The sequence below is a fragment of the Methanobrevibacter gottschalkii DSM 11977 genome, assembly GCF_003814835.1.
In the GTDB taxonomy this organism is placed as follows: domain Archaea; phylum Methanobacteriota; class Methanobacteria; order Methanobacteriales; family Methanobacteriaceae; genus Methanocatella; species Methanocatella gottschalkii.
In genome coordinates this window covers 149,067-174,894 of record NZ_RKRG01000001.1, presented here as the reverse complement: position 1 = coordinate 174,894, position 25,828 = coordinate 149,067, and the positions used below count along the sequence as shown (strand labels likewise).

General features: G+C 32.0%; 27 protein-coding genes. 13 read left to right on the top strand and 14 right to left on the bottom strand.

What is annotated here, in order from left to right; all coding sequences use genetic code 11:
- Positions 1 to 77: 77 nt before the first annotated feature.
- Both EDC42_RS00885 and psmB read right to left on the bottom strand, forming a co-directional pair.
- Positions 78 to 1,991 carry a beta-CASP ribonuclease aCPSF1 gene (locus tag EDC42_RS00885; protein WP_069575681.1) on the bottom strand — a complete coding sequence of 638 codons (1,914 nt, stop codon included), beginning with the start codon at positions 1,989 to 1,991 and terminating at the stop codon, positions 78 to 80.
- Between the two features lie 131 nt (positions 1,992 to 2,122).
- A complete protein-coding gene (gene psmB, locus EDC42_RS00880; protein WP_069575680.1) occupies positions 2,123 to 2,737 on the bottom strand; it encodes an archaeal proteasome endopeptidase complex subunit beta in 615 nt (204 codons plus the stop codon).
- A 184-nt stretch (positions 2,738 to 2,921) separates the two neighbouring features.
- Here psmB and EDC42_RS00875 point away from each other — a divergent pair, with 184 nt between their 5' ends.
- Entirely contained in the window at positions 2,922 to 3,650 is a 729-nt protein-coding gene (locus EDC42_RS00875) for a class I SAM-dependent methyltransferase (RefSeq protein WP_069575679.1), read from the top strand.
- Here the strand turns inward: EDC42_RS00875 and cofG are convergent.
- From cofG to EDC42_RS00850, 5 genes are all read right to left on the bottom strand, one after another.
- Positions 3,628 to 4,728: a 7,8-didemethyl-8-hydroxy-5-deazariboflavin synthase subunit CofG gene (cofG, locus tag EDC42_RS00870; RefSeq protein ID WP_069575738.1), complete on the bottom strand. Its 1,101-nt coding sequence runs from the start codon at positions 4,726 to 4,728 to the stop codon at positions 3,628 to 3,630. The genes EDC42_RS00875 and cofG overlap by 23 nt on opposite strands.
- 1 nt (position 4,729) lies before the next feature.
- Positions 4,730 to 5,170, bottom strand: a complete 441-nt coding sequence (locus tag EDC42_RS00865; RefSeq protein WP_069575678.1) for a DUF2120 family protein — start codon at positions 5,168 to 5,170, stop codon at positions 4,730 to 4,732.
- A gap of 14 nt (positions 5,171 to 5,184) precedes the next feature.
- Positions 5,185 to 6,123: a GTP cyclohydrolase MptA gene (gene mptA, locus EDC42_RS00860; protein WP_069575677.1), complete on the bottom strand. Its 939-nt coding sequence runs from the start codon at positions 6,121 to 6,123 to the stop codon at positions 5,185 to 5,187.
- A gap of 197 nt (positions 6,124 to 6,320) precedes the next feature.
- Positions 6,321 to 6,797 (bottom strand): Lrp/AsnC family transcriptional regulator, encoded by a 477-nt coding sequence (locus EDC42_RS00855; RefSeq protein ID WP_069575676.1) that lies wholly within the window; start codon positions 6,795 to 6,797, stop codon positions 6,321 to 6,323.
- 200 nt (positions 6,798 to 6,997) lie between these two features.
- Positions 6,998 to 8,164, bottom strand: coding sequence for a tRNA (guanine(10)-N(2))-dimethyltransferase (locus EDC42_RS00850; RefSeq protein ID WP_069575675.1), 1,167 nt, complete (start codon positions 8,162 to 8,164; stop codon positions 6,998 to 7,000).
- Between the two features lie 106 nt (positions 8,165 to 8,270).
- Between EDC42_RS00850 and EDC42_RS00845 the strand changes: the two genes are divergently transcribed.
- Entirely contained in the window at positions 8,271 to 9,374 is a 1,104-nt protein-coding gene (locus EDC42_RS00845; protein WP_083234910.1) for a DegT/DnrJ/EryC1/StrS family aminotransferase, read from the top strand.
- 21 nt (positions 9,375 to 9,395) lie between these two features.
- Here the strand turns inward: EDC42_RS00845 and EDC42_RS00840 are convergent, their stop codons facing one another.
- Positions 9,396 to 9,701, bottom strand: coding sequence for an MTH1187 family thiamine-binding protein (locus EDC42_RS00840; protein WP_069575673.1), 306 nt, complete (start codon positions 9,699 to 9,701; stop codon positions 9,396 to 9,398).
- Between the two features lie 51 nt (positions 9,702 to 9,752).
- On the opposite strand from EDC42_RS00840, the gene EDC42_RS00835 reads away from it, so the two are divergent.
- Positions 9,753 to 10,628 (top strand): TIGR00269 family protein, encoded by an 876-nt coding sequence (locus EDC42_RS00835; protein ID WP_069575672.1) that lies wholly within the window; start codon positions 9,753 to 9,755, stop codon positions 10,626 to 10,628.
- Here the strand turns inward: EDC42_RS00835 and EDC42_RS00830 are convergent.
- The 5 genes from EDC42_RS00830 to comB form a co-directional block, all read right to left on the bottom strand.
- Entirely contained in the window at positions 10,587 to 11,531 is a 945-nt protein-coding gene (locus EDC42_RS00830; RefSeq protein WP_069575671.1) for a calcium/sodium antiporter, read from the bottom strand. The genes EDC42_RS00835 and EDC42_RS00830 overlap by 42 nt on opposite strands.
- A gap of 1 nt (position 11,532) precedes the next feature.
- The gene (locus EDC42_RS00825) at positions 11,533 to 12,852 is read right to left on the bottom strand and encodes a hemolysin family protein (protein ID WP_069575670.1); all 1,320 of its coding nucleotides are present in this window, start codon (positions 12,850 to 12,852) and stop codon (positions 11,533 to 11,535) included.
- A 19-nt stretch (positions 12,853 to 12,871) separates the two neighbouring features.
- Positions 12,872 to 13,084 (bottom strand): DUF1922 domain-containing protein, encoded by a 213-nt coding sequence (locus EDC42_RS00820; protein ID WP_069575669.1) that lies wholly within the window; start codon positions 13,082 to 13,084, stop codon positions 12,872 to 12,874.
- Positions 13,085 to 13,147: 63 nt separating this feature from the next.
- Positions 13,148 to 14,320: a TraB/GumN family protein gene (locus EDC42_RS00815; RefSeq protein WP_069575668.1), complete on the bottom strand. Its 1,173-nt coding sequence runs from the start codon at positions 14,318 to 14,320 to the stop codon at positions 13,148 to 13,150.
- A 61-nt stretch (positions 14,321 to 14,381) separates the two neighbouring features.
- The gene (gene comB / locus EDC42_RS00810; RefSeq protein ID WP_069575667.1) at positions 14,382 to 15,065 is read right to left on the bottom strand and encodes a 2-phosphosulfolactate phosphatase; all 684 of its coding nucleotides are present in this window, start codon (positions 15,063 to 15,065) and stop codon (positions 14,382 to 14,384) included.
- A 38-nt stretch (positions 15,066 to 15,103) separates the two neighbouring features.
- Between comB and EDC42_RS00805 the strand changes: the two genes are divergently transcribed.
- Together EDC42_RS00805 and EDC42_RS00800 are read left to right on the top strand one after the other, a co-directional pair.
- Positions 15,104 to 15,622, top strand: coding sequence for a hypothetical protein (locus EDC42_RS00805; RefSeq protein WP_069575666.1), 519 nt, complete (start codon positions 15,104 to 15,106; stop codon positions 15,620 to 15,622).
- Between the two features lie 54 nt (positions 15,623 to 15,676).
- Positions 15,677 to 16,600 carry a methanogenesis marker 7 protein gene (locus EDC42_RS00800; RefSeq protein WP_069575665.1) on the top strand — a complete coding sequence of 308 codons (924 nt, stop codon included), beginning with the start codon at positions 15,677 to 15,679 and terminating at the stop codon, positions 16,598 to 16,600.
- Between the two features lie 12 nt (positions 16,601 to 16,612).
- Here the strand turns inward: EDC42_RS00800 and mmp10 are convergent, their stop codons facing one another.
- Entirely contained in the window at positions 16,613 to 17,857 is a 1,245-nt protein-coding gene (gene mmp10 / locus EDC42_RS00795; protein ID WP_069575664.1) for a methyl coenzyme M reductase-arginine methyltransferase Mmp10, read from the bottom strand.
- Positions 17,858 to 18,344: 487 nt separating this feature from the next.
- On the opposite strand from mmp10, the gene mcrB reads away from it, so the two are divergent.
- The 8 genes from mcrB to mtrC all read left to right on the top strand — a co-directional run bounded on the left by mcrB (position 18,345) and on the right by mtrC (position 25,820).
- Positions 18,345 to 19,676, top strand: a complete 1,332-nt coding sequence (gene mcrB, locus EDC42_RS00790; RefSeq protein ID WP_069575663.1) for a coenzyme-B sulfoethylthiotransferase subunit beta — start codon at positions 18,345 to 18,347, stop codon at positions 19,674 to 19,676.
- A 36-nt stretch (positions 19,677 to 19,712) separates the two neighbouring features.
- Positions 19,713 to 20,168 (top strand): methyl-coenzyme M reductase operon protein D, encoded by a 456-nt coding sequence (gene mcrD, locus EDC42_RS00785; RefSeq protein ID WP_091698736.1) that lies wholly within the window; start codon positions 19,713 to 19,715, stop codon positions 20,166 to 20,168.
- Between the two features lies 1 nt (position 20,169).
- Complete coding sequence (gene mcrC, locus EDC42_RS00780; protein WP_069575661.1) at positions 20,170 to 20,769, top strand: methyl-coenzyme M reductase I operon protein C; 600 nt, start codon at positions 20,170 to 20,172, stop codon at positions 20,767 to 20,769.
- Between the two features lie 2 nt (positions 20,770 to 20,771).
- On the top strand, positions 20,772 to 21,530 hold the full coding sequence (gene mcrG, locus EDC42_RS00775; RefSeq protein WP_069575660.1) for a coenzyme-B sulfoethylthiotransferase subunit gamma: 759 nt from the start codon (positions 20,772 to 20,774) through the stop codon (positions 21,528 to 21,530).
- A 5-nt stretch (positions 21,531 to 21,535) separates the two neighbouring features.
- Positions 21,536 to 23,191, top strand: coding sequence for a coenzyme-B sulfoethylthiotransferase subunit alpha (gene mcrA / locus EDC42_RS00770; protein WP_069575737.1), 1,656 nt, complete (start codon positions 21,536 to 21,538; stop codon positions 23,189 to 23,191).
- A 219-nt stretch (positions 23,192 to 23,410) separates the two neighbouring features.
- Positions 23,411 to 24,289: a tetrahydromethanopterin S-methyltransferase subunit E gene (gene mtrE / locus EDC42_RS00765; RefSeq protein WP_069575659.1), complete on the top strand. Its 879-nt coding sequence runs from the start codon at positions 23,411 to 23,413 to the stop codon at positions 24,287 to 24,289.
- A 13-nt stretch (positions 24,290 to 24,302) separates the two neighbouring features.
- Positions 24,303 to 25,004, top strand: a complete 702-nt coding sequence (mtrD, locus tag EDC42_RS00760; protein ID WP_069575658.1) for a tetrahydromethanopterin S-methyltransferase subunit D — start codon at positions 24,303 to 24,305, stop codon at positions 25,002 to 25,004.
- Entirely contained in the window at positions 25,005 to 25,820 is an 816-nt protein-coding gene (gene mtrC / locus EDC42_RS00755; protein ID WP_083234909.1) for a tetrahydromethanopterin S-methyltransferase subunit MtrC, read from the top strand.
- Positions 25,821 to 25,828 lie beyond the last annotated feature (8 nt).

Here is a 25,828-nt window from a genome sequence, read left to right as displayed (position 1 = left end):
GTTTTAAAAATAAATAATGTTGTAGTTAAACAACATATATCATAATAACATTTGTTCTAATTAGTATTTATTTATTATTAATGTATTCTTACACAATCTAAGTTAATTGGAGTTTTTGTCTCAATCTTGTAACTTCTATGTATTGAAGATGCAAGATCCACAGTTTTATATGGATCTCCATGACAAGTGATAACCTTTTCAGGTCTTGGATTAAGTCTTTTAACGTATTCCATTAATTGTCTTCTGTTAGAATGACCACTGAATCCGTTAATTGTTTTAATTTCCATTTCAACATTGAAAATTCTAGTTTTCCCATCATCATCTTCAAGTGGAATTTCTTTCCAACCTTTTTGAACTCTCCTACCCATTGAACCTTCGGACTGATATCCTACAAAGATTAAAGTGTTTCTTTCATCTTCACATAACCATTTGAAGTATTCTACTGAATTACCTCCAGTTAACATACCTGATGTGGATAAGATAATTGCGGGGTCTTGACTTTCAACAATTTCTTTTCTTTGGTCATGGTTTTGAACTTTATTAAACATGTCTGAAACAAATGGATTTCTGCCCATATGGAAAATTTGGTCTCTTAAGTCTTTACTTAAGTATTCTGGTCTTGCTGTGTGAATTGCTGTTGCTTCCCAAATCATTCCGTCAATGTAAATCGGCACTTCTTCGATTAATCCATGTCTCATGTATTCTTCTAAAACTACCATAAGTTCCTGTGCTCTTCCTACGGCAAATACTGGAACTAATACTTTTCCACCACGTTTAAGAGTTTTATAGATTGTTTTCATCATTTCTTTTTCAGCATTATTTCTGGAAGGTTGAATATCTTCTTTTCCACCATATGTGCTTTCCATAATTACTGTTTCAGCACGTGGGAAACGTATGGTTGCAGGTTCAAGTAATCTGGATGGTTCGTATTTAAAATCTCCAGTATATACTAAATTATGAGCTCCGTCTCCAATGTGCATATGGGAGATTGCTGAACCTAAGATATGTCCTGCATTATGCAATGTTAATCTTATGTCTGGTGAGATGTCAGTCACTTCACCATAATCTAATGTTATTGTATTTTTAATTGCTTGTTTTACATGCTTTGATGTAAATGGTAAAGGGTTACCTTCTCTGTGAGCAATATCCAGATGATCAAATTGTAAAAGAGTGGTTAAATCTCTAGTTGGGGTTGTACAGTACACTGGTCCATCATATCCGTAATGGAATAAGTAAGGTACAAATCCGCAATGGTCTAAGTGAGCATGAGATATGATGACTGCATCTAATTCTTCAATTGAAAATTCTGGCGCATTCAAATAAGGGAATGCATTTTTATTATCTGATGCAGCAACGTTTACTCCACAATCTAATAGAACACGACTGTTTGGTGTTTGTAAGAGCATGGATGAACGTCCAACTTCTTTAAATCCGCCCATTGAAGTAACTCGTGCCCAGTCATTTGGGTATTTGCTTCCTTGGTGAATTTGACGTCCAAGACGTTGTAATAATTTTTTTCTGTCTTTACTACTATTTTTTTGAATAGTTCTAATTTTTCCAATAATGTCTGAACTTATTGGTGGGGTTCTTAATATTTTAGGAGCCCATCCGGTATTTTTAACAATATTTCTAGAAGTGACACCATATTTTCCAATAACGAGGCCTGGTTTTTTAGCAGTAATAACTACTTCTCCAGTTACAGTATCAAAATAAATATCAGTAATTTCAGCTCCGTCTGGAACAATTTCATGAATTTTATTTATTGTTGATTCATTATCAAGTAATGCGCTTTTATCTGATCTGATAATTATTCTTTTTCTAAGTTCTTTTGCAAGTGATCTTATTAAGTCACCATTTTCTGTTATTATTTCTGGATTTTTGGTATAAACTACTACTTCAGGTCCTTCGAATTCTACTTTTGAAACCTGAATCTTATTAGGTAGTTTTTGCAAAATCTCTTTTTTAATATCTTCTAAAATATCTGAAGCCATATAATCCCTTCAAAAAAAGTTAGTGTATTAGAATAGTTTATGAAAAGCTTTAAGCCATAATTAGTTAAATTTCATAAACTATATACACATTTTATATAAAAAAATAGTTAGTTATGAAAAATTAGTTTTGCTTATATTTTATCCAAAATCTCTTTTACTTTTTCATTATCTAACATTTCAAAGCCGTCTTTATCTACTTTAGCGACTAAAAATCCGTTTCCAGAATAAGTGTCACGTTCGGCAGCAGCTCTGATAGCTCTTATAGCTAATTCAAGTCCTTCATCAACTGATAAATCATCTCTAAATCTGTCTTCAAGAACACCGTAAGCCACGATGGATCCTGATCCAGTTGAAATGTAATTATCTTTAATCATACCGCCAGCAGGATCTAATGAATAAATGGATGGTTCATCTTCATCCATACCTCCAAGTAATATTTGAACATACATTGGTCCTGAACGTAAAATGTTTGCAGTTAATGATGCTGCGGCTTTAACACTAATCTCATCATTGTTTCTCATTTGATATAATGAGGTTTCTGCACCAATTACTTTCATTAAACTTTGCGCATCTCCAACAGAACCTGCAATGGTTGTTGCAATGTGATCATCAATTTTAAATATTTTTTCTGCTACTTTGTGAGCTACTAAATTTCCCATAGTTGCTCTTCTTTCAGTTGCGAATACAATCCCATCTTTACAAGTAATTCCGACGGTTGTTGTACCTTCTACGATTTTATCTTTCATTTAAATACACCTCATTTAAGTATTTAAAATATCTTATTTCAACTACTCATAGGTTAATATAACAAAATAAATTAACACGACTGTATTAATTTTATTTAAAATCAGAATCAATAATTAGTATAAACTAACAATACTATATTATTCAATTAGAATATATAAACTTTTCTTTCTAAAGGTGACTAAAATGAAATATAAAAAAATTGGTGATATTTTAATTTTAGATAATAAATACTCAGATAATAATTTTGATGAATTATCTAGGAAGCATAATGTAAAAACTATAATGAAAATTGACCATATTCAAGGAACTAAAAGAGAACCAATTTATAAAATTCTTTATGGGGAAGAAACTGAAACAATACACAGGGAAAATGGTTGTTTATTTAAATTAGATTTAAGTAAAGTAATGTGGTCTAAAGGTAATAATAATGAAAGATTAAGAATTGCTAAGTTAGTTGATGATGATGAAACCGTACTTGACATGTTTGCAGGTATTGGCTATTTCTCCATTCCCATTGGTGTTCACTCAAATCCAAAAAAAATTATTCCAATTGAAATAAATCCAAATTCTTATCATTTTTTATGTGAAAATATTAGATTAAATAAATTAACTAATGTAACTCCTATTTTAGGAGATTGTATGATGAAAACTCCTAAATTTAAGGCGGATAGGATTTTAATGGGATATGTAAAAACAACTCATCATTATTTAAAAATAGCTATTGATAGTCTAAATAAAGGAGGAATTCTTCATTATCATGAAACAGTTCCAGAAAAATTAATAAATACCCGGCCCATAGAAAGAATTAAAGCTCAAGCCGGAAATAGGGATGTTGAATTATTAAAAATAAATAAAATAAAAAGATATGCTCCTGGAGTAGAGCATGTTGTTATTGATGCTTTGATAAATTAGATGCTTTTTTTAATAAATTATCATTTAACCATTCGCTATTAATGTATTTTTCATAAATACATAATCTTTCAGTTAATTTAAAACCTGCATCAATTGTTAATTTTTTAAGTTCATTAATCCCTGGCCATGGAGATGTGATATTCACATAATCCCGACTTACTGGTGAAACTCCACCCCAATCATCAGCACCACATAATAAGAATATTTGTGCAGTTTCATTGTTTAAGTTAGGGGGAACTTGAATACTTACATCAGTATCTCCAAATAAAAGAGTTCCTGCAATTACAGTCTTAATCATATCTAAAAAACTTGGTTCTGGCCAATTTTCCATTTCAATTCCAGGTATTGGTGTGAAATTTTGGATAATTACTTCTTGAATATGTCCATATTTGTCATACAAATCTCTAATTGCAATTAACGATTCGGCAATTTCTTCTTTTGTTTCTCCAATTCCAATTAATATTCCCGTAGTATATGGAATTTTAAGTTTTCCAGCATTTGATATGGTTTCAAGTCTTAATTTCGGATTTTTTCCAGGACTTTTATTATGTGCAGGCAATTCCATTAATCTATTTGATGTGTTCTCAAGCATTAATCCTAGAGATGCATTGACTTCTTTTAATCTTTTCAAATCATCAAAACTAAAGTTTCCACCATTTGTATGTGGCAGTAGACTTGTTTCATCTAAAGTCATTTGACATATGTCTATGATGTAGTCTATCATTTTTTCATAGCCATACTCGGCTAATTTGAGTTTAACAACTTCTTCTTTATCAGCATCTTCACCAAAAGTAAAAAGAGCTTCTTTACAACCATATTTCTCAGCTTCTTTCAAACTTTCCAAAACTTCCTGTTTTGTTTTAAGAATTATAGCTTCAGGATCGTCAGATTTTTTTTTAAAATTACAGTATCCACAGTCATTTCTGCAAATTTCAGTTAATGGTATGAATACATTTTTAGAATAAGTAATAAGGTGATTCTCCCTATATTGAACAGTTTTTAACATATAATTGATTATTTCATTATCTGTTGCATTTAAAATATGGAGAATATCTTCTTTGTTTAATTTATTTTGCATTTTAATCTTCATGTTCTGAAACAGTCACTTCCACATATAATGGAGGTAGTTCGTTTCTATCTTCCCATATGGCAATTACCACATCAAAGCCTAAGAGTTCAAACACTTTATATGCAACTACAAGCCCCATTGATTCAAGTTCATCTTTCATTCTGGTAAATCCATGTTCATCAATAGAGGTAGTATTTCCTTCACTTTTTTGGATGTTTTTGTCTCCATACTGCAATATTTCAGAAATCTTTTCAGAGCTTGCATTTAATTCGGTCCCTCCAAGAATTTCTCCGATTTCACTAAGTTTGGAGTCAAATTCATTTATTGGAATGATTTTCCTTGATCTTCCTCTAACAATGAGTATTCTATCATTGTTAATTGCAGGTCTTGAACCTTTAAATGATTCAAAAAATCCCATTACTTGTCCTGCAATTTCATAACTTTTTTTCATTAAATCAGATCCTATTAGATATCTAGTTCAGATTTTAATTCGCCCATTGTAGTTACTTTTTCAGCATATGCATTATGTCTATGGATACTTTCTTGATTTTCCTGACGTGCTGTGATTAATGTGTCATCTGGCAAATTAGCATATTTATTAGCAATTTTTTCCATCATATTTCTAACACAATCTTCAACAAAAACAGGTTTTCTATGTGCATTCATAACAGTTGCATTTTCATCAGGTCTTTTGAGTAATTCACAAACAGGCGAACTCATTGAACTTTCGATAATGTCTATAAGGTCTTCCGCTTTAACTTTTTTATCTTCTGGAACTTCAATTAATAATGTTCCAATGCCTCTTTGGTTATGTGAAGCAAAAGTAACAGTATCTAAAACTTTTTGTGTAGTCTCTTCATCTAAGAATTCTAATAATTTATTTTTATCAGATTCTCTTACAGATTCTTGTGCACATGGACAAACAGTCATTCCAATAACTTCTGCACCAACGCTTTTTCTGATTTTAATGTTTCCCTTTTCATCTCTAAATCCAATAGCTTTTGCTATTAATTTACTCATTTCCTGAGTTTTATTTTTGGTAACAGGTGACTCTTTCATAAACATGTAGTCTGTTGTCATTGAAATTTCAACACGTTTTGCATATTCATGTTTGGTCATCATTTTTTCAACAATTTTTGCACATAATGATTCAATGTCTACAGTTGGATCTTTAGCAACACTTTCAAGTACTTCACTAATAGCTTCCGGGTTTCTAGACATGTGTACTCCTTTTTGATCATTTGGCAAGTCTACAAATGCATCAAATGTAGGTAATAAAATTATTGGTCTTTTATTTGTTCTATCTAATTGTAATAATTTTTTAACTCCTGTAACACCTACTCTAGTTAATTTTATAGGTATACTTGGAGCATCGTCTTGAGTATCGGGTAAGCATACTGCCAATTTCATAACCTCTAAGTTTTATTTCTAATATTATATTGTATTGTGTTTTTTATTTATATAGTTTAACGAAATTTGGTTGTTTTTAGTTATATTTTCATTAGAATTGTAGTTTTATTTTACAAATTTACAATAAAATAAATATATTAAAAAAATTTGAAAATTTTTATATTAAGTAGAAACTATCTTTCAAAAGTAATTTATAAAATGTTTGAAGATCCCATATCTTCTTTAATAACATCTAAAACAGTTTGTGTATAAGTTCTTTCTATGATCGGATCTTTTAGCAATTCTTTAATAAATCCGTTTAATTCGTTTGTGTTTCTGAATTTTGCAATTAAGAATGCATCGTATTCTCCAGTAACGTCATAGATTCCAACTACATTTTTGTTAAAAAAGGTTTTTTCTTCCCAATTTTTGAGTTTTCCACCTTTTACTCTTACTCCGATAATGGTGGTTAAAACGAAACCTAATTTTTCATGATCAATAACTGGTGAGAATTTTTTAATAACTCCAGATTTTACCATTTTATCAATACGGTTATGAACTGTTCCTACTGATACATCTAAGCTACGTGAAATTTGTCTATATGAAGTTCTCACATCCTCATTGATTATTTTTAAAATTTTGATATCAGTATCATCTAACTTGATAACATTATCCTTTGTTTTTACCATTGTTATATACCTCTTATTTTATTTAATATAAAATTGGTTAATTTATTTTAATCAACCTTATCATTCATAATATATTTTTCATGATATTTAAAACTTTATAATATATTTTTTATTTTTTATTTATTTTTTTTAAAAATTAATAATATTTATTTATTTTTTTAGTATTTCTTATAAAAATATAGTTCATTATATTATATTTTTTAAATTTTACTTTGTAATTGGATAAGAATGTTTTTAATATTCTCAATAGATGCATCTGTTTTCATACCTAATGGTTTAAAATGGGTTTTCACTGCTATAAATCCTTCTTTTTTAAGTTCATCTAAAATCAAGTCGAACTTTGGAGCACTAATCTTTAATGTTTTGCAGATGAGGTGAATATCAAAGAATGTTGCCGGAGCATTAGCTTCATCATGACATTTATTTAATAATTTCAAAGCTTCTTTTTCACTATTGATTTTTTTATTTTCAGTTTCTTCAATCATTTTTTGAATAAATTCTCCATTTTGGATAGGGCCTAACCATAAAGGGCCTGCATGAATTAGTTTTTCACCACAAACTGGACAAATTGCATCAATAGAACTAGCTAGGCCATTACTTGTTTGTCTGTGAAGACAATTTTTACAATGGCTAATATAACCAATATTGTTCAATGTTTCATCTGTTCTTTTTGAACCTTTTTTAATTTCAAGGTATAATCTCATGTAATGTTCAGTACTATGAGACATTTTTACATCAATGCATTTTGCATATTTTGAAAGAGTTAGTGCAACAAAACCTGCTAATATTCTAATTCCTGTTTCATGACAGTATTCACTTTTGTAGGGTTTTGCATTATATTTACGTATACACGGTTCTTTATAGGTTCCACATAGGGCAGATGTATCTGTTGCTGTAACACATAATAGGGAATTTCTTTTAGCACAATAACCGGATGAATCAAGAAATGGGGATGGTGTTCCAAACGGATCAATATCAATTACATCAAATTCTCCACGTTTCATTCTTAAAAACATACTTGCATCATGTTGGTATACTTCAATATCTTCTAAATTGTTTAATTTTATGTTGTGTTTTTCGTAATGATTTGCTGTCTCACTTATATCATTAATGGAAATTTCACCTACTCCGTCAATTTCATTCTTATAACGGATGCCTCGTATTCCACTTCCTCCAAATAAATCACAAATATTTATTTCTCTTTTTTGTTCTTTTTGGAATACTTGTATTGCAAGTATTGATAAATCCCTATTTAATTCCATATGGGGATTGTAAAAAACTGGAGCATCAGAAGATACCTTATCAAATTCTGGAAATTCAATTTTTGTTAATCCTTCTTCAATAGTTTTGATTTTATATTCTTCCATTAATTCTCACTCTTAAATTGTTTTATTTTATTAAGTAATGTTTTAAATATTATTAGATTTAAAGATTAGTATAGATAATTTTAATTTATATTAATTGGTGATTATGGTGTCAAACATTAAAGTTCCTATTGCAAAACCAATAATTGGAGAAGAAGAAATAGAAAATGTGGTTGAAGTTTTAAAATCTGGAATGATTGCTCAAGGACCAAGAGTTGCTGAATTTGAGCAAAAATTTGCTGATTGGGTTGGAGCTAAGTATGGTATTGCTGTTAACTCCGGAACTGCTGCATTGCATGTTGCATTGCTCTCTTGTGGTATTGGTGAAGGGGATGAAGTAATTACAACTCCATTTACATTTATTGCAACCGGAAATTCAATTTTATACACTGGTGCAAAACCGGTTTTTGCAGACATTGACTTAAAAACATATACTATGAATCCTGAGTCTATTGAAGCATTAATAACTGAACATACAAAGGCTATTTTACCAGTTCAGTTATATGGACAATCTGCAAATATGGATAAAATCAATGATATTGCAGAAAAACATGGTTTAATGGTCATTGAGGATGCCGCACAAGCTCATGGTGCAACCTGTAATGGTAGGAAGGTGGGCAGTTTAGGGGATATGTCATGTTTTAGTTTTTACCCTACTAAAAATATGACAACTTCTGAAGGTGGAATAATAACAACTGATGATGAAGAATTGGCTGAAAATGCTAAAATATTCAGAGCTCATGGTGCAAGCGTAAGATATCATCACGATGAAGTAGGTTATAACTTCAGAATGACTGATATTTCCGCAGCTATTGGTCTTGCTCAATTAGATAAAATTGATGGATTTAATGATAAAAGAATTAAAAATGCAGCATATCTAAATGAAGGTTTAAAAGATGTTGATGGAATTATCACTCCGTATTGTGCATATGACTCAAAACATGTATATCATCAATACACTATCAGAGTTGAAGGAAATAGGGATGATTGGGTAGATATTATTAATGAATGTGGTGTTGGAACTGGAATCCATTATCCAATTCCATTATATAATCAACCAATTTATAAATCATTAGGAATCACTGGCAATTGTCCAAGAGCAGAACTTGCTGCAAATAGTGTTATTTCTCTTCCAGTTCATCCATCTTTAACAAAAGAAGATTTAGATTTAGTTATTGAAGCTGTTAAAATGGCTTCAGAAAAATTAGCTTAATTGCTAATTTTCTTTTTTTATTTATTTTAACATTTCCTCTACTGTACTTACTTTAGCATCTAAAGTTCTATTTTCAAGGTCTCTTCTATCATCTACTTTTATAACTGTATACACTCTACCAATTCCAAGTTTGAAAATTGCTTCCTGTGCTTTAGCTATTGCAGTGTAAAGTTCTTCTAAATCATCTGCTTCAATTTGTGTTCCCATTCCGGTTAATTGGTAGCTAAGTCCAGAATCTTTTATAGATTGGACTGCTGCAGTCACATACTCTTTACATTCAGTAGTTTCGGTTCCGACAGGCAATATTGCAAAATCACATGTTATCATTTTTTCACCTACTAAAATTATTTATTTATCTTTCTATAAATCAATTTAGTAATGTCTAAATTAAACAAAGATGAATTTAATGATTATATTTTTACAAGGATTAATACATTAATTCATGACTATGAATTGATTAGGGAAGGGGAATTAATTGCTGTTGCATTGTCCGGTGGTAAGGATAGTGTATTAACTTTACATGCACTAAAAAATTATCAAAATCAATTGGATTTTGATTTAGTAGCTATTAGTGTGGATGAAGGAATTGAAGGTTACAGGCAACATGGCATTGATTCTGCTGTTAGTAATGCTAATGAGTTGGGCATTGAATTAATTCAAAAATCATTTAAAGAGGAAGAGGGATTCGCATTAGATGATATCTATCAAGACTTTAAAAGTGCATGCATTCCATGTGGCGTTTTTAGAAGAAATATTTTAAATAAAACTGCATATGAGATAGGTGCAGTTAAAATAGCTACTGGGCACAATTTAGATGATGAAATACAATCTTTTTTAATGAGTTTTGCACGAGGGGATACAATTAAATTCTCAAAATTTGGGCCTGAACTTGATGTTATACATCCAAAATTGGTTCCGAGAATAAAACCATTATGGAACACACCTGAAAAAGAAGTTGGAATGTGGGCTATAATTAATGATATTAATATACATTTAGATGAATGTCCGTATTCTCATTTGTCTCTAAGAGCTAAAATTAAAGAATTTTTAAATGTTAGTGAAGATAAATATCCTGGTGTTAAAAATAATGTGATGGAATCTTTCCAAAAGATATTAACTTTTGAAAATGATATATCTGCAAACCTTAATGAATGTGAATTATGTGGTGAGCCAACTTCATCTAATATTTGCAAGGCTTGCGAACTAAAAGAATTAATTTCTCAGGATTGCGAAAGCCATATATGCAATAAATAATGCTATGAATATAATACCTTCTTTTTTGTCATATTTTTCTTGTGTTTTACCAAATATGAAACATAATAATGTAATAAATATCATAAACATGACATCAACAAGTAAACTTGAATCGAGTGGTATTTCACTTATTGCACTACTTGCACCTAAAACAAATAACATGTTGAAAATATTTGATCCAATTACATTACCTATAACTAATTGATTTTCTCCTTTTTTTAAAGCAGTAAGTGAAGTTACAAGTTCAGGTAATGATGTACCGATTGCTACAATGGTCAATCCTACTAATGTTTCACTCATTCCAAAGGAGATTGCAATAGTTGAAGCACTTTTTACAACTAAATCTCCACCAAGAATAATTCCCACCAGTCCGATAATGATAAAGGATATGCTCTTTTTAGTGCTTAATTTTGGTTTATCTACATCATGTGCATGACTATCTTTTTTTGAAGAATGAATAAGTGAAAATACATAAACAACAATAATTGCAAGTAAAATTATTCCTTCAATAGTGGATATGTTCCATCCAATAATGATAAATGCAGTTAATAGCAATGTAACTCCTATTAGGATAGGCAAATCTCTGTTTAAAACATTTTTTTCCATTAATAAATCGCCAAGTAATGTACCAACACCTATGATGATTAATATATTGAATATGTTACTTCCAATGATATTGCTAACTGCCATTGCATTATTTCCATTAATTGAAGATATTATTGAAACGGCTGCTTCGGGAGCACTTGTTCCAAATGCCACAATAGTTAAACCAACAATTATTGTCGGTACTTTTAGAAGTGATGCAATGCTGCTTGAACCATCAACAAAAATATCCGATCCTTTAATTAAAAATACAAACCCTACAATTAATAATACAACTTGAATAATTATTCCGCTATCCATTTTATTCCTCTTCAATATCTTCTTGTGGTCCTAAATCAGTTACAAGAACTTTATCAATTTGGTGGCCATCAATATCAATAATTTCAAATATGAATCTTCCACATTCATATTTATCTTCTTCATCAGGGATTGTTCCACTGATGCTGAGGATAAATCCTGCAAGAGTAGTATAATTGTCTTCCTCTTCATCAGGTAATGGATCTTCAAATTTAAATAGTTTTTTAAATTTATCAATAGGGTATCTTCCATCAATTAACCAAGTTCCATCTTCTCTTTTAATTGCTTCAGGTTCATCTTCTTCATCAATTCCAGGAATATCTCCTACAATACCTTCAAGCAAATCGTTTAATGTTATTAAACCTTCAACACTTCCGAATTCATCGATTACAAGAGACATATGTACATATCCTTGGTTTTCTTTGAATTCTTTTAATAATTCTAAGGTTTCTAGGTGTTCGGATACAACCAAAGGTTCTTTTATTATAGTATTGATATCAAATTCTTCTTCACTAAACATCACTGAAAGAATGTCTTTTGCTTGCACAACTCCAATAAAATCATCTAATTCTCCTTTTGCTATTGGAAAAATAGATCTTTTACTTTCAACAATTTTTATTTTGTTGATGTCCCTACTATCTTCAAGGTTAATCCAAATAATCTCATTACGTGGAGTCATTATGCTTTCAACTTTTTTATCGTCAAGTTTGAAAACTCTTTTTATAATGTCTTCTTCTTCTTTTTCAATAGTTCCGTCTTCCCTTCCTTCTTTAATCATTAATTCTATTTCTTCTTCGGTAACTATTTCATCATTTTTGTTTTCGATTCTCAATACCCATAGAAGAAAACTACTTGACTTTGCAAGAACAAAACTAGCGGGTTTTGAAATTTTAGAAAGAATTACCATGCTTTTAGCAACTTTAAGAGAAACTTTTTCAGGGTCGTTTAGAGCAATGACTTTAGGTACAATTTCCCCTATTACTAATGTTAAGTATGTAGTTACAAGAACAACCAACACCACACTAATCATGTCACTATATGGTATGAAATAGATTATTTTAGCTAAAGGTTCTGCAAGTGTTATTCCACCAAATGCACCAGTTAAAACACCAATAAGTGAAATTCCAATTTGAACTGTGGATAAAAATTCATTTGGATCTTCTAATAAATCAAAAACAATTTGTGCATTTTTATTTCCATCTTCTAAGTATTTTTGCATTTTTGCTTTTCTTATAGATACAACAGCAAGTTCGGCCATTGATAAATATCCAGTAAGAATAATTAGTATTATAATTATAACTATTTTGAGTGTCGTTCCAATCATTTTAACAAACCATACACTATTATAAATCACTGGCTTTCATAAATCCAGTGTTTCCATATATTTTATCTTGCATTTCTTGAACGGCAAGTGATGCTTCTTCTCTTGTAGCTACTTTTTGAAATATGCGTCTGGATTTTACTTTTATAGTTTTACCACAAACACATTTGCGTGTTGCTACTCCTTCTTTTGCATAAAGTGCACGTCCACAGTCACAACGAAATATAAAATACATGATTTTTTTCCTAAAATTAATAGTAATAATAATATAATTAGTTTAATATATAAAAACTTTCTTTCATCCACCAAATATTTTCATGAATAATGGAATGAAAACTTTTGATGGTAAAATTACTAATGTAGCTATACTAACTCCCAAATTTGTTCCAATAACTACAAGCAATATTCTAAATATATTATTGTTCCATAAATCTTTAAACCCTTCAATTTTAACTAGATTTTTAATATCACTTTGTTTTACTTTTCTGTATTTTGCTTCAGTTAGCCCTGAAAACCATCCTGCGGCAAGTAATGGGTGGATAATAGTTAATGGCGCCACGATACCACCAACAATTGCTGATTGTATTTTGGAACCTGAAAGAATTGATCCAATAAAACCCATTATTACACTAATGACTATAAATTCATAAATATTTCCAGTAATATTTATCCCATTAAAATATGCCAGAAAAAATATCACAACAAATAATATAGGTATCAATGCCAGAAATATTTTAAGCCAAGGGATTCCTTTTTTATCATTTATGATTTCTAGTTCCTTTAAATCAGGCAATGTTTCTGGGTTATCCAAGTATTTTTCAATTCCAGGTTTATGTCCTGCTCCAACGACTGCAATAACTTTATCATAAGGTATTTGCATTATTTTCCCTGCAAGGTATGCATCTCTTTCGTGTACAAGAACTTCATAAACACTAGGGGCTTCATCTTTAAACATTTCCATCATGTCATCAATATTTTCGGAGTTTTTTAGCTCTTCAATATCTATTTCCTCTTCGTCATTATCAAAACCTAATATTGAAGCGATTAGCCCATATGCAAATTTAGCTTTTTCCATAAATCCCATCTTATTCAATGCTCTTTGCAAGGTGGTATTTATTTCACGATCAATAAGAGCAATTGGAATACCTAAATCTTTGCTTGCTTCAATAGCACCAATCATTTCGGAACCTGGGTCTACATCGACTTCTGCTCCAATTTTTGATTGGAAATATCCAAGAAGAGTACTTACTAAAAATAATCCAACTTTATTTTCTTTAATTATTCTAGTAACAGAAATATTGTCATCTTCTTCGATACCATGCATTTTATTTCTTATTTTTGCATATCTTCCCCTATCCAGTTCGATAGCAACAATATCTGGGTGTTGTTCATAAATTGCATCCTTTACTTCATTAACACTTTCTTCAGATACATGAGCAGTACCAATTATTGTTAATAATTCTCTTTTCATTAAAAAAACACTTCTTTGTTAATTATGTTATCATATTATTATTAAATTTGAATATATAAATTTAATCTTTTAATAATGTTAACTCTTGATTTTCATATATGGCGACATTGTTGGAGATATTTTTCAAACTGCAAAGTTCCACATCACTTTCATAGCCCAGTTCGATTAATCGTTTACCAGACCTAGAATTAAAAAATGATTCTTTTAAGGATTCATAATTTCTACTTGCCAATACTGCCGCTTTTGCATATTCACTTAAATTACAATCTGGTAATTCCTGTAAAATCCAGTATAATATTTCACCTGCTGCTAAAAAGTCTTCTATTGCAAATTCTCCTTTAACTCCTGCCATCACAACATCAATGTGGTTATTTGCGATTTCAATACTTTTATTAGCTACTTCACAAGCATTTATAATTGATCCTATAAGAACAGTAGATTTCATGTTTTCAAGTATTCTAGTACCGTTGCTTGTTGTTAAAATGAGGTGATCACTAGTATAATCTTTTATATCGGCTGGTGAATTTCCAAGGTCAAATCCATTGATTTTTTTACCATCACGTTCACCTGCAACAATCCCACCAAGTTTTTCTTTTAGTTTAAATGCTTCTTCTGGTGTAAAACATGGAATCACTTTCTCGAAGTTATTTAAAGCTAATGTTATTGTAGAACTAGCTCTTAGTGCATCAACCATTATTGAGACATCTGAACTTTCACTTTTTTCAAAACTTAATGTAACTTTCATGAGTTAATTTATATCAAAGATTAATATATAATATTATTATGAAAATAGTTACAACACCTATGTGTGAGGAAATTGTTAAATTAGCAGGTATTTCTGATTATTCTATAAATAAAAATCCTGATGATGAAAAAGGGGATTTGGCTATCTTATTATCAGAAAGTAATGTTAAAATGGATAGTTTAACTATTAAAATCAATACTCCTTCACAAGTTTTTGAAAGTATCAAAAAAGTTTCTAAAATCACTAAAAATGAACTATCTGATGAAGAGGTGCTGGTCTTTTTTGAAGATTATAGATTATGTAAAAAATACTTAACTTCTAATTTTAAAAGAGATATCAATGTTAAAGTCTATTCCAATTTTTTAAAGGATATCCTTTTAGATATGGGATTTAATATTGTATTCACTGATTTTAAATATGTAGTTTATCCGGATTATTTAAAAGATAAAGTTGTTGAAAGTGAAAATTTAGTTGAAATTCAGTCTCATGATAATATTTCTAAAAATCCTTTTGAGAAAATTGAGATTAGATATTCCATATTAGAAAATTTAATATAATATATGATGATATAGTTATTAGTAATATTTATTGCATTTTTGAGAGTTGTTGACATGTATGAAACATTAACATTTACTGGTGGAGTTCACAAAAGCGAAGAATTTAAAGAATTAATTGAAGATTTAGGAGGATTTATTCTTCAGGAAAATATTCAACAAATGGAATTAGTTTTAAACATGGCTGTTCCTTTAGAAGATGTGGATAAAGTTGAAGAAAAAGCTAATGAACTTTTAGCAAAAATTTCAATCGCTCCAATGGCAGGTTCTGAAATAGCAATTGTTTCACCAACACTTGCAAGACACCATTTACCTCATGCTGCATGTGACATTTCAGAATATTTGCGTGAATTTGGTGCAAAGGATAACATGTTAGGCCTTGCAAGAGGTGATGGTAAAGGTACTTCTGGAATCACCGAAGAAGAAAAAGATTTAATTAATGAACATGATATTGCTATTTTTTCGTTAGGCAGTTTTGAAAATTGTATTAAAGAAAAAGCATTCTTATATGATGATATTGATATACCGGTGATTGTAACTGGCGCTCCGGATATTCCTGTCGAAGAGCTTCCCGGTGCAGATGCATATGTGGGTGGTTTAGGTAGAATTCCTAGAAGATTGAGAAGAGGACCGGATGTTCGTGCATTGGATAAATTAGTCGAAACATGTGAAAAAATTTTAAATGATAAAAAACGTGAAATGGCTCTTGATCCACCATTAGTTCCATCTATTGTTGTAAAAAATGCAATTGAAAATCAGGTTAGAGAAATTAAAGATGTTTTCTCTCCAGCTCCAGTAACTTCACAATTAGATGGTGTTCGTGTAAAATTGAATTATGATGATTATGCAGATGTAATAAGTAATGTTATTATTGATGATAAAAAATTATCTGAACTTGCTGAGATAAAAAAATCATTCATGTATGATTATATTTTAGTAAAAATTAATAGTGAAAGTTCTCTTGTTGAGAATTCTAACTAACTTCTATTTTTTTCAAATTCTTCTCATTCCAAAGAAATTAATGGCATCTGCTAAATCGTTAAATTGTTCTAGTTCTGTTTCTATGACATTTTCATCAGTCATATCAATACTTAATTCCCCATCAACACTTAATGTGTCTGGGCCACGACCAACAAGTCTTTCAATACCATCAGCACTTAAGATTCTTTCTGCATCAAGTTGATGAACAAAAGATCTTCCAGGAATGATTGCAACATCTTTTATTTCATTCAAATCAAGTTTTTCCAGGTCTTCTTTTGTAATCAAACAAGCTATTTCTTTTTCAACTGCCACTACATTAACACTATCCACTTCTAGTTTATTGAATATTTTGGAAATAAATGGTGCGGCAATTTTTGATGTAATTATAGTTGCTTCACCTGTAATTGGTTTGATAAATTGTAAGAATATTTCATTTTCATCTTTGGCTATTGCAAATGGCCCACCGGTTTCAGGGTCACACAATGGGGTTCCACTCACTCTAAAACTATATTCGCTATTAATTTGTCTAACAAGCTCTGCAAAGTCTTCAACAGGTTGCGATTCAATTCCTTTAAGAATTGGTTCATTTCCAAGAATTAATCCTTCGTTGAATGTATTTGCAAATCTCATTAAAAGCATTCCTTTTGCACCCCATTCTTCTAATATATTGCATGTTTGACGTAATATTTCGCCATCATTAACACCTGGGATTATTACGGCAGCACCAGTTAATTTAATATTTTCACAAAAGATCTTGCATGCTTTAAGAGCTTCTTCAGGGTGCTGATCTTTAACCCATTCTTTTCTAAGTTTAGGGTCTGATGAGAAAATAGTAAATGAAACTTCTTCAACTCCATTATTTATTAATTTTGAAGCAATTTCACTATTTGTTATACCCTTTCCACAAGTATAACTTAAAACAGATGGGATTGATATTTGATTTAAATTTGAGGTTAATGTTTCAAGGTGGGGATAACAACTAATATCTCCACCACCACTTATATTTGCAGTTACTTTGCCTCCATGCATATTCATCATTAACGAATTTCGCACTTCATTCATAACTTGTAATGGTGATTTAAATTCGCTTTGTGTTTCACTAACTCCTTTGCTGCACCTTTCACAACCTATTTTATTAGGTGGACAATATGCACACCCAAAGCTTTTGACTTTTTTTACTTTTCTAAAGTAACAGTATTTACAAAAACCATTACAATCCTTACCAGGTATTCCCCCAACATCTGCTACAATTTGCATATTTTATTATTTGTTATTTCATTTTATTTATAAATTAATAATGATTTTGCACATGGTTATTTGTATTACTTTTTGTATTATTTATTACTTAAATCCCTTAAAGTAATAATTTTTTATTTTTCCTTATTCTTATTAAAAAGCTTAAATATTTTATATTTAATTAAAATATTTATTAAATCAATGTTTTTCTAAAATTATTTTATTTAAATTTGGTTATATCTGTTCTTACTAAATTTAAACAACAATAAAAAGTATTACTTTGAATGTCATTTTTCTTAAATTTAAAATGATTTATTATACTTTATAAAGTTTTCTAAAAAAGTTCAGAGGTAATCTTTATATTATATTTTTAATAAAATAAAATTTGTATACCATATCGCTAGCTATTGCAAAAACATTGTTTTATAGCTTAACTCAATTTGGTAAAAAAGTTTTTTACCATTGGAGTGGTATATTAGTTAAACTCTATTTATTTAGGAGGGAAAAAATGGCAAAGTTTGATGATAAAGTCGATTTATACGACGATAGAGGATCCTTAATTGCATCTGACGTACCAATCGAAGCTATTAGTCCTTTAAGAAACCCAGCAATTCAAAGCATCGTTAAAGGTGTAAAAAGAACTGTTGCAGTAAACTTAGAAGGAGTAGAAAAATCCGTTAAAACCGGATCTGTTGGTGGAGACAAATCTAAAATTTTAGGAAGAGAATTAGATTTAGACATTGTTTCTAATGCAGAAGCAATTTCTGAAAAAATTAAAGGAACTATCCAAGTTTCTGAAGATGACGATACTAAAGTAGAACCTATTTCTGGTGGTAAAAGGTTATTAGTACAAGTACCATCTCAAAGAATTGATGTTTCTGCTGAGTACTCTGTAGCTCCTTTAGCTACTGCTACTGCTTTAGTACAAGCTATCATTGATGTTTGTGACGTAGATATTTACGATGCAAACTTCGTAAAAGCTGCTGTATTAGGTAGATACCCACAATCTGTTGAATACAAAGGATCTAACATTGCAACCATGTTAGATATTCCACAAAAACTCGAAGGACCAGGTTACGCATTAAGAGGAGTAAAAGCAAACGATTTCGCTGCTGCTACTTTGAAAAATACTTTCCAAGCTACTGCTTTAGCATCTATTTTCGAACAAACTGCTATGTTTGAAATGGGTGATGCAATTGGTACTTACGAAAGATTACACTTATTAGGTTTAGCTTACCAAGGTTTAAACGCTGATAATATGGTTATGGACTTAGTAAAAGACAATGCGGCTGAAGGTACTGTTGGTTCTATTGTACAAGCTACCATTGCTCGTGCAGAAGCTGACGGGGTAATTGCTCCACAAAAAGACTTAACCGACTTCTCTATCTACAACACTGATGATGCAGCTAAATGGAACGCATATGCTGCTGCTGGTGCTGTAGCTGCAACTATGGTTAACATTGGTGCTGCTCGTGCTGCTCAAGGTGTACCATCTACTTTATTATACTTCAACGATAACATTGAATTCGCTACTGGTTTACCAAGTATTGACTATGGTAGAGCAGAAGGTGTAGCTGTAGGATTCTCATTCTTCAGTCACTCCATCTACGGTGGTGGAGGTCCTGGTTTATTCAACGGTAACCACGTTGTAACTAGACACAGTAAAGGATTCTGTATACCTTGTGTAGCTGCTGCTATGTCCTTAGATGCAGGAACACAACTCTTTTCACCAGAAGCAACTTCTGGTTTAATTAAAGAAGTATACAGTCAAATTGATGAATTCAGAGAACCTATTAATGCTGTTGCAATTGCAGCTGAAGAAATTAAAGGTGACATCTAATTAATTTAAATAAGTCTAATTTCGAAGGTTAAAAAAATGGATATTGAAATATTTCCTCATAGAATTCTTGGAAGTGACACAACTGAATTATTATTAAATGAATTAGAATCTATTGATGATGTTCAAAGAACTGTCATTCATGGTCCAAGATTTCCAAAAGGCGAAGCTACTTTGCCTGATAAATATAAAGAACGTAGAGTCATTAATATTAATGGTGAAGATGTAGTTTTACAAGTTAAAACTGCTAGAATTTTCATTGAATTAACTATGGAATCTACAATCAAGGAAATTGAAGAAGTCTGTAAAAAGCATATTCCGTTTGGTTTTGATATTAATCAAGATAGAGCGAATTATATTAGAAAACATAAAACTGTTACTGATAGAATCAAATATGGTTCTGCAGATTTACCTGATGATTTAGTAGGTATGACTGATCAATATTCAGATTTTGAAAGCCATGTGAATATTATCAAAAGAGATAACTTAGATTAATATGATAGGACGCTGTACTCACGTAGTAGATTGTAGGGAAACAAGTGGTATGGGAAAAGGTGGAAGCCTTGCTCAAAGAGGAACTTTCGCTGAATGTGGCACTGATGTATGTGCAGTAGCTATGTCCCCTGGACGTAGACACATTACTAAACCAGTTTGTGAGATTACTTTCGGGTTACGTGAATCAAATGTTTTAACTAGTACCGTTGTTTTAAATGCAGGTGCTGGTGTTCCTCATGATGCTCCTGCTAGTGGAGGAACATTATTTGGAATTACAGAAAAGGAGATTGACCAATTAAATAATTTTAAATTGCTTGTTATTCACTTAGGTGGAGTTGCAAATCATATTATTTATAAAGCAAGATTAATCTTAAGGAATGTCAATAAACCTTGTGTGATTATTTGCGAATCACCAGTTGACTGTGAAGATTTTGCTAAAATTGGAGTAAAAACTTCAAAAGTCATGCCAGCAGATGAAGATATTAAAACTCAAGGAACTATTAAAGATATCGTAACAGGAGTTATTCGTGGTGAAACAATTTCACAAGAAAAATTAGATGAAATTATTAGAAAAGTTAAATTAGCATTAGGAGATGCATAATTATGGTACAATTTTATCCAGGTACTTCTCAGGTTGCTCAAAACAGAAGAAACTTCTGTAATCCAGAACATGAATTAGAAAAGTTAAGAGAAATCTCTGATGAAGACGTAGTAAAAATATTAGGTCACAGAGCTCCAGGTGAAGAATATAAATCTGTTCACCCACCATTAGATGAAATGGATGAGCCTGACGACATTGTAAGAGAATTAGTAACCCCTATTGATGGTGCAAAAGCAGGAGACAGAATTAGATATATTCAATTCGTAGATTCCATGTACTTCGCTCCAGCTCAACCTTACTTAAGAGCTAGATCTTACTTAAACAGATACAGGGGAATTGATACCGGTACTTTATCCGGAAGACAAGTAATCGAAGCAAGAGAAAGAGATATTGAAAAATTATCCAAAATCCTCTTAGAAACCGAATACTTCGATACCGCAAGAACCGGTATTAGAGGTGCAGGTGTACACGGTCACTCTTTAAGATTAGATGAAAACGGTTTAATGTTTGATATGCTCAGAAGACAAGTATTCAACAAAGAAACCGGTAACGTTGAAATGGTTAAAGACCAAATTGGTAAAGAATTAGATGAACCTGTTGTATTAGGTGAACCATTAGACGAAGAAACTTTAAAAGCAAAAACCACTATTTACAGAGTAGATGGTGAAGCATACAGAGAGGATGTAGAAGCTGTTGAAGTATGTCAAAGAATACATGTTTCCAGATCCTTTGGTGCATATGATCCAAACGCAGGATGGTAATTAATATGGCTGATAAAAAATTCTTAAATGCAATGAAACAAAAATTCAGTGAAGATCCAACTGAAAAGTCAACCCAATTTTATAACATGGGTGGTTGGACTCAATCTGAAAGAAAAACTGCATTTGTAAACGAAGGTAAAGAAATTGCTGAGAAAAGAGGAATTCCAATGTATAACCCAGACATTGGTACTCCTTTAGGTCAAAGAGCTTTAATGTCTTACCAATTATCCACTACTGATACTTTCGTTGAAGGTGATGATTTACACTTCATCAACAACGCAGCTATCCAACAAGCTTGGGATGACATTAGAAGAACAGTAATTGTAGGTTTAAACACTGCTCACAATGTTCTTGAAAAAAGATTAGGTATTGAAGTAACTCCTGAAACAATTACCAATTACTTGGAAACTGTAAACCACGCTATGCCTGGTGCAGCAGTAGTTCAAGAACACATGGTAGAAACTGACCCATTACTTGTAGCTGATTCTTACGTAAAAGTTTTCACTGGTGACGATGAATTAGCTGATGAAATTGATTCTGCATTTGTATTAGACATTAATAAAGAATTCAATGAAGAACAAGCTGAAGCTTTAAAAGCTGAAGTAGGTAGTGCGGTATGGCAAGCTGTAAGAATCCCTTCCATTGTAGGAAGAGTTTGTGACGGAGGTACAACCTCCAGATGGTCTGCTATGCAAATTGGTATGTCTATGATTTCTGCATACAACCAATGTGCTGGTGAAGGAGCTACTGGTGACTTCGCATATGCATCTAAACACGCAGAAGTTGTTCAAATGGGTACTTACTTACCTGTAAGAAGAGCAAGAGCAGCAAACGAACTTGGTGGAGTTCCATTCGGATTCATGGCAGATATCTGTCAAGGTTCTAGAGTTTACGCTGATGACCCTGTAAGACAAACCTTAGAAGTAGTAGCTTTAGGTGCTGCTTTATACGACCAAATTTGGTTAGGTTCTTACATGTCTGGTGGTGTAGGATTCACTCAATATGCTACCGCTGCATACACAGATAATGTATTAGATGACTTCACCTACTATGGTAAAGATTATGTCGAAGACAAATATGGTGATTTATGTGCTGCACCTAATAACATGGACACTGTTCTTGATGTAGGTTCTGAAGTAGCATTCTATGCATTAGATCAATACGAAGAATACCCAGCTTTACTTGAAACTCACTTCGGTGGATCTCAAAGAGCTTCAGTTATTTCTGCAGCTGCTGGTTGTTCCACTGCATTCGCTACTGGTAATGCACAAACTGGTTTAAGCGGATGGTACTTATCCATGTACTTACACAAAGAACAACATTCCAGATTAGGTTTCTACGGTTTCGATTTACAAGATCAATGTGGTGCTGCTAACGTATTCTCCATCAGAAATGATGAAGGTTTACCACTCGAAATGAGAGGACCAAACTACCCTAACTACGCTATGAACGTAGGTCACCAAGGTGAATACGCAGGTATTGCACAAGCTCCTCACGCAGCTCGTGGAGACGCTTTTGCTTTCAACCCATTAATCAAAATCGCATTTGCTGATAAAAACTTATCATTCGACTTCAGTAAAGTACGTGCAGAATTCGCTAAAGGTGCTTTAAGAGAATTCGAACCAGCTGGTGAAAGAACTGTTATTACCCCAGCAAAATAGATAGATAAATAAACACGTAGATAGGTGTCTTTTCACCTATCTATTTTTATAAATTCACGATTATCCGAATATTTATTCACAAAACATTTATATTAATAATTTAAAAAAATATACTATATAATTGTCAATTGCAATTTAGATTTTTGTATGGAACAAAAATCAAATCATTTCACGTTTATTAAATGATCAATTTAATAAAAAATATGGAGGAAAAAAATTATGGACCCTGTAACATTAGGTGTTGTTGCATTAATGGGTGCAGTTGCTACTATCGGAGGGGCTGCTGAGGATTTGGAATCTGATATTGGTTCTCAAAGTAACCCTAACTCTCAAGTTCAACTTGCTCCACAAATGGGACATTTACACCGTATGATAAACAAGGCGGCTTCTGGTGAACCAGTCGCTTATGGTGTTTGGTGTGGTGTTGCTGGTGCTATTGCATATATTGTAATGTCTTTAGGTATGTTACCTATCGTTGCTATCGCAATGGGTGCTTGTGTCGCTGCTTTTGTTCACGCTATTTATACTGTTACATCCCACATGGGAAGGATTGTTGGACAATCTCAATTTGAACAACCATTGTTTATGGATGTATTAACTCAATCTTTAGGACCTATCGTTGGTCACGGATTTATAACTAGTTTTTGTATTGTTGGAATTTCATACTTAATGACTATTCCAATTAATGGTACTGCATTACATGTATTCCCATTACCACTCTTAGCAATGCTTTGGGGTATTGCTCTTGGTGCTATCGGTTCTTCTACTGGGGATGTTCACTATGGTGCAGAAAGTGAATATCAAAAATTCGAATTTGGTGGAGGTACTCCTGTAGCTATTCAAGGAGATATTGTTACTAAAGCTCCTATGGGTGCTAAAAACTCTATGGATGTAGTAAACTTCTGTGCTAAATTCGGTGGACCATTAACTGGTTTCTGTTTCGGTCTCGTTGTATTCTTTAGTTTCTGGAATACAGTAGTATTTGGAGTATATGGTGGTATTATTGTAGGTATTATCATTGTTATCCTATTAGTTATTATGGATAATTATTTAGAAGTATTTGCAAGAAACCAATATGGACCATATGAGGAAGAATAAGGAGGTTTCGATTATGGATCCAATTAGTTTAATTTTATTCATCGCAATAGGCGGTATTATGATTGGTGCAGGTGTGCACTTTATTCCTGTAGGAGGAGCTCCTGCAGCTATGGCTACAGCTACTGGTGTAGGTACTGGTACTGCTATGTTAGCTGCTGGTGCTGGTTTAACAGGTCTTATTACTGCTGCAACTATGACAGGTGAACCATTTTATATAATCGGTATCGGTGGTGCAATAGGTGCTATGATTATGATGGGTATTACTATGCTCATTGCTAACATAATTTATATATTTGGTGTAGGTATTGTTCCTGCAGCATCTAAGGTACCTGTTGACTGGATTACAAAACGTAACCAAGAAGCTTACAAAACTCCTGGTACTGAAGGTCACGGTGTACCAGTTACTTCCTTTGTAAGTGGTCTTATCGGAGGTCTTCTTGGTGGTTTTGGTGGTGGATTAGTATACTATGGTATTGACACTGCTATTAACCAAAGTAGTTTTGTATCTGACCCTGCTGTAAGTATTGGTTTAGCTGCTATTATTGGTGTAGGTGTATTCTTTATTAACTCTGTAATTGCTTCTTACAATATCGGAGGTACTATTGAAGGTATGCACGATCCAAAATTCAAAAGAATTGGAACTGGAGCTATTGCATGTGCAATTGCATCTATTGTTGTAGCAATCTTTTGTATTATTTTAACTGGAGGTATCTAAATGTCTGCTGGTGGAAGTGCAGATGGTGCAGCTGCAGGTGCAGTTGACTCAATGCATTTATTAGTTTTAGGTATAGTTGGTGGATTACTCGGTATTTACTTAACTGCTTTCTTAGGAGAAACTATCGGATCATTATTCGCAGGTCTTGGTGCTGTATGTGCTATTGTCTGGGGTGCTGATGCTATCCGTAGAGTAGCAAGTTACGGTTTAGGTACTGGTGTACCATCTATTGGATATATGTCTTTATCTGTTGGTGTTATTTCTGCTTTTGCAGGTATCAGTTTAGCTGCTATCTTAAAAATGCCAATGGTAGGACCTATCGCAGCTTTATTAGTTGCTGTAATTATTGGTGCGGTTATTGCTCTTGTTGCAACTAAAATTGTAGGTATGAAAATCCCTATTATGCTTCAATGTACCATCGAAATCGCTGGTGCTGCTGCATTATCTATCTTAGGATTCTCTGCTGCAATTGCTGGTAGTTTCGATATGGCTGCAGTTTATGAAAATGTTGTTGCAACTGGATTTATTGCTGTATTATTTATTTTATGTACTATGGCTATCCAACACCCATTCAATGCATGTTTAGGACCTAACGAAGATCAATTAAGAACACTCAAATGTGCAGCATCTACTGCATTTTTATCCATGACTATTGTTGGTCTCATGTCCATCACTACTGGTGGATTAGGTTGGTTTATTGTATTCATCGTTGGTTTAATTGGTTGGATTATCTCATTCAAAGCATTTGTTGTTGCTTCTATGAATGATGCTGCATCAACCAAATGGGCTGGATTATGGCCTAAAGTTGAGAACTAGATTTGGAG

Bases quoted from the DNA above. Each gene is read 5' to 3' on its own strand.
- cofG (WP_069575738.1), bottom strand. From the start codon at position 4,728: ATGCAAAATAAATTAAACAAAGAAGATATTCTCCATATTTTAAATGCA.
- mtrE (WP_069575659.1), top strand. From the start codon at position 23,411: ATGGACCCTGTAACATTAGGTGTTGTTGCATTAATGGGTGCAGTTGCT.
- EDC42_RS00840 (WP_069575673.1), bottom strand. From the start codon at position 9,701: ATGATAACATGTGATTTTGCAATATTGCCTGTCGGAACCGAAACTACT.
- mcrG (WP_069575660.1), top strand. From the start codon at position 20,772: ATGGTACAATTTTATCCAGGTACTTCTCAGGTTGCTCAAAACAGAAGA.
- EDC42_RS00805 (WP_069575666.1), top strand. From the start codon at position 15,104: ATGAAAATAGTTACAACACCTATGTGTGAGGAAATTGTTAAATTAGCA.
- EDC42_RS00825 (WP_069575670.1), bottom strand. From the start codon at position 12,852: ATGATTGGAACGACACTCAAAATAGTTATAATTATAATACTAATTATT.
- EDC42_RS00835 (WP_069575672.1), top strand. From the start codon at position 9,753: ATGTCTAAATTAAACAAAGATGAATTTAATGATTATATTTTTACAAGG.
- mcrA (WP_069575737.1), top strand. From the start codon at position 21,536: ATGGCTGATAAAAAATTCTTAAATGCAATGAAACAAAAATTCAGTGAA.
- mtrC (WP_083234909.1), top strand. From the start codon at position 25,005: ATGTCTGCTGGTGGAAGTGCAGATGGTGCAGCTGCAGGTGCAGTTGAC.
- mcrD (WP_091698736.1), top strand. From the start codon at position 19,713: ATGGATATTGAAATATTTCCTCATAGAATTCTTGGAAGTGACACAACT.
- mcrC (WP_069575661.1), top strand. From the start codon at position 20,170: ATGATAGGACGCTGTACTCACGTAGTAGATTGTAGGGAAACAAGTGGT.
- mcrB (WP_069575663.1), top strand. From the start codon at position 18,345: ATGGCAAAGTTTGATGATAAAGTCGATTTATACGACGATAGAGGATCC.
- EDC42_RS00865 (WP_069575678.1), bottom strand. From the start codon at position 5,170: ATGAAAAAAAGTTATGAAATTGCAGGACAAGTAATGGGATTTTTTGAA.
- comB (WP_069575667.1), bottom strand. From the start codon at position 15,065: ATGAAAGTTACATTAAGTTTTGAAAAAAGTGAAAGTTCAGATGTCTCA.
- EDC42_RS00855 (WP_069575676.1), bottom strand. From the start codon at position 6,797: ATGGTAAAAACAAAGGATAATGTTATCAAGTTAGATGATACTGATATC.
- mmp10 (WP_069575664.1), bottom strand. From the start codon at position 17,857: ATGCAAATTGTAGCAGATGTTGGGGGAATACCTGGTAAGGATTGTAAT.
- EDC42_RS00885 (WP_069575681.1), bottom strand. From the start codon at position 1,991: ATGGCTTCAGATATTTTAGAAGATATTAAAAAAGAGATTTTGCAAAAA.
- mtrD (WP_069575658.1), top strand. From the start codon at position 24,303: ATGGATCCAATTAGTTTAATTTTATTCATCGCAATAGGCGGTATTATG.
- EDC42_RS00850 (WP_069575675.1), bottom strand. From the start codon at position 8,164: ATGGAAGAATATAAAATCAAAACTATTGAAGAAGGATTAACAAAAATT.
- EDC42_RS00820 (WP_069575669.1), bottom strand. From the start codon at position 13,084: ATGTATTTTATATTTCGTTGTGACTGTGGACGTGCACTTTATGCAAAA.
- EDC42_RS00830 (WP_069575671.1), bottom strand. From the start codon at position 11,531: ATGGATAGCGGAATAATTATTCAAGTTGTATTATTAATTGTAGGGTTT.
- psmB (WP_069575680.1), bottom strand. From the start codon at position 2,737: ATGAAAGATAAAATCGTAGAAGGTACAACAACCGTCGGAATTACTTGT.
- EDC42_RS00800 (WP_069575665.1), top strand. From the start codon at position 15,677: ATGTATGAAACATTAACATTTACTGGTGGAGTTCACAAAAGCGAAGAA.
- EDC42_RS00815 (WP_069575668.1), bottom strand. From the start codon at position 14,320: ATGAAAAGAGAATTATTAACAATAATTGGTACTGCTCATGTATCTGAA.
- EDC42_RS00875 (WP_069575679.1), top strand. From the start codon at position 2,922: ATGAAATATAAAAAAATTGGTGATATTTTAATTTTAGATAATAAATAC.